This is a genomic window from Ideonella sp. P3_A4, from assembly GCF_056403075.1.
This window is the reverse complement of the sequence record NZ_JBFUGE010000665.1, coordinates 1-3,117: the sequence shown is the minus strand read 5'-3', so window position 1 is coordinate 3,117 and position 3,117 is coordinate 1. Positions and strand designations below refer to the sequence as shown.

At 68.3% G+C, this 3,117-nt stretch carries 3 protein-coding genes; all 3 read left to right on the top strand.

The window, feature by feature from the left end; genetic code table 11:
* Positions 1-719, top strand: a 719-nt coding sequence (locus AC1DYI_RS30800; protein ID WP_477207921.1) for a TolC family protein, incomplete at its 5' end; no start/stop codon positions are given.
* A gap of 212 nt (positions 720-931) precedes the next feature.
* Entirely contained in the window at positions 932-2,383 is a 1,452-nt protein-coding gene (locus AC1DYI_RS30795) for a DUF1800 domain-containing protein (RefSeq protein WP_477207920.1), read from the top strand.
* Between the two features lie 15 nt (positions 2,384-2,398).
* Positions 2,399-3,117: DUF1501 domain-containing protein (locus tag AC1DYI_RS30790; RefSeq protein ID WP_477207919.1), on the top strand; the 719-nt coding region annotated here is incomplete at its 3' end.

Below are 3,117 nucleotides of genomic sequence, written 5' to 3'. Positions count from 1 at the left end.
GCAGCACCAACGCCACGCCGCGCCAGCTGGCGCTGCCGGTGGCGCTGCCGCCGGTCGCACCCGCCAATGTCGATGATTGGGTCACCGGCGCCGAGACCCGCAGCCCGACGATCCAGCAGGCCCAGCTGGGCCTCGAAATCGCCAGGCTCGAAACCGAAAAGGCCCGCGCCGGCCACCTGCCGACTGTGGCCCTCGGCGCCACCTACAGCAGGACGTACCCGTCAGGCACCAGCGAAACAACCCACGGCACCAGCGGCGCGTTCATCAACTCGACGCGTGCGGGCAACAGCAACAGCGCTACGCTGGGCGTGACGCTGAACGTGCCGCTGTTCGCCGGCTTCTCGGTCCAGAACCGCATCAAGGAAACGCTGTCGCTGGAAGAGAAAGCCCGCAACGACCTCGACGCTGCTCGCCGCGGCGTCTCTCAAGGCACGCGTACGGCCTTCTACGGCGTGCAGTCCGGCCAGGCCCAGGTGAAGGCACTCGAAGCAGCTGAGTCTTCGAGCAAGCTGGCATTGGAAGCCACGCAACTGGGCTACAAGGTCGGCGTGCGGGTGAACCTGGACGTGCTGAACGCCCAGACCCAGCTCTTCACGACCCAGCGCGACCTCGCCAAGGCCCGCTACGACGTGATCGTCAACGGACTCAAGTTGCGCCAGGTCTCGGGCCAGCTGCAGCCCGAAGACCTGCAGGCCACCGACGCACTGCTCGCGCCCTGAACGTGAGGCCGGGCTCAGCGATTGCTCGTTGAGCCCTTTTCACGCGTTAGGCATTCGGCACGCATCGATACCCGTAACTGGCAGATGGTCACCTGCGGCCATCCCTAGGACAAGATTCTTTACCCTTCAGGGCAGTGCGGTCGTGCACGCCTTTCATGGACCGGCGTTATAAAACGGTAGACGCTTGAAAGCGTCAAGACCGGAGCCTGCCCATGACCACACCCCCTCTTTACGCGGCGATCGCCGCACACCGCTTCGGCCTGGGCGAGCCGAAGCTCGACAACATCGGCGACGACCCTGCTGGCTGGCTGCGCAAGCAGATCGGCCCGGCCGATGCGGCCGTCGGCGGCCCCTTCCCCAGCGCCGTGCAAGCCCTGGCCGCTTATTCCGAGCAAAAGGTGCCGGTGTCCGCGCTGCTCGCGATGGCGCCGGCCGCTTCGGCCCCCGCAAGTGCATCCGCTGGTGCATCCGCGAGCACCTCAGCGAGTGCGCCTGCGTTCACGCTGCGCGAAATCATCAACGAAGACCTGCAGTCGCGCATGGCCACCGCGCTGGCTACTAAGCGGCCGTTCGCCGAGCGGCTGACGCTGTTCTGGGCCAACCACTTTTCGGTCTCGATCAACAAGGGTCCGGTGCGTGGCCTCGCTGGTGCGCTGGAGCGCGAAGCGATCCGGCCGAACATCGCCGGCAAGTTCGAGACCCTGCTGCGTCAGGCGTCGATGCACGCCGCGATGCTGCGCTACCTGGACAACAACGGCTCGATCGGGCCGCACTCGCAAGCGGCCGAGCGCATCGCCCGCAGGACCGCGGGAGACAAAGAGAAACGCCGCAAGGTCTCGACCGGGCTGAACGAAAACCTGGCGCGCGAGATCATGGAACTGCACAGTCTGGGCGTGGCCGGCGGTGGTGGCGCCTACGGCCCCTGGGGCGGCTACAAGCAGGCCGACGTGACCGCGTTCGCCGCGGTGCTGACCGGCTGGCGTGCCTACGACCCGCCGCACACCGACCAGGCCACCACCTTCGATCCGCACTGGCATGAGCCCGGCCCCAAGACCATCATGGGCAAGCAGTACCCCGAAGGGCCGCAGGCGCTGGACATGGTGATCCACGACCTGGCCACCCACCCGAGCACGGCACGTTTCATCGCCACCAAGCTAACGCGCCACTTCGTGGCCGATGATCCGCCGCTGCCGCTGGTCGAGAAGCTTGCCAAGACCTTCAGCCAGACCGGCGGCGACCTGGCTGCCGTCTACCGCACGCTGATCGACGCCCCCGAAGCTTGGGAGGCCGCGCCGCGCAAGCTGAAGGCGCCGGAAGAGTTCGCCATCTCTTCACTGCGCGTGCTGGGCAGCGGCGAGCGCCATCTGGCCAAGGTCCGCGAGTCCTTGGGCAACCTGGGCCAACGCCCGCACACCGCGTCATCACCGGCCGGCTGGCCCGACAAGGCCGAGGAGTGGCTGGGGCCGGAGGCGATCTGGAAACGCGTCGAGTGGTCGCAGCGGCAAGCCGAGCGCTTTGGCGACCAGCTGGACGCCCGCGCCCTGGCGCGGGCCAGCTTGGGCCCGTTGCTGACCGACACCACGTACCAGCAGATCGAGCGCGCCGCAGACGGCACGCAGGCGATCGTACTGATGCTGATGTCGCCTGAATTCCAACGCCGCTGAACAAAGGTGGCCACGATGAACAACACTTCGCTCTCCCGCCGCACTTGGTTGCGCGGCGCCTTGGCTGCCAGCGCGGCGGCCGCTACCGGGTCCTGGGCCACACTGTCGATGGGTGGCACCGCCTCGCCGAACGACCCGCGCCTGATTGCCGTGATCCTGCGCGGCGGCATGGACGGCCYGTGGACCGTGCCCGCCATCGGCGACCCCGACTTCGCCGCGGCGCGCGGTGCACTGGCCGACTACCCGTCCGCACCCTTGGCCTTGAGTGGCCCGTTCGCACTGCACCCCGGCTTCGCCAAGCTGCACGCGATGTGGGGTCGCAAGGAATTGGCGGTCATCCACGCCGCCGGCCTGCCTTACCGCGATCGCTCACACTTCGATGCGCAAAACGTGCTCGAAGCCGGTGGCGAACGCCCGTACCAGCTCGCCAGTGGTTGGCTCGGCCGCGGCCTGGCCGCTGGTGGCCAACCCGGGCTCGCGCTGTCGACGGCGGTGCCGTTGCTGATGCGCGGGCCGAAGGGGGTCGACACCTGGGCGCCATCAACGCTGCCTGACCCTTCTGCCGATCTGATCGCGCGGCTGGGGCGCGTCTACGCCAACGACCCGGCACTGGCCGGTGCGCTGGTGCGCGCCCAGGGCCTTCGCAGTGACATGCCTGCCGGCGCCGAGATGATGCAAGCCATGGGCGGTGGCAAGGCCGCGACGGGCACGCTGCCCGGCATGGCCCGCAAGGC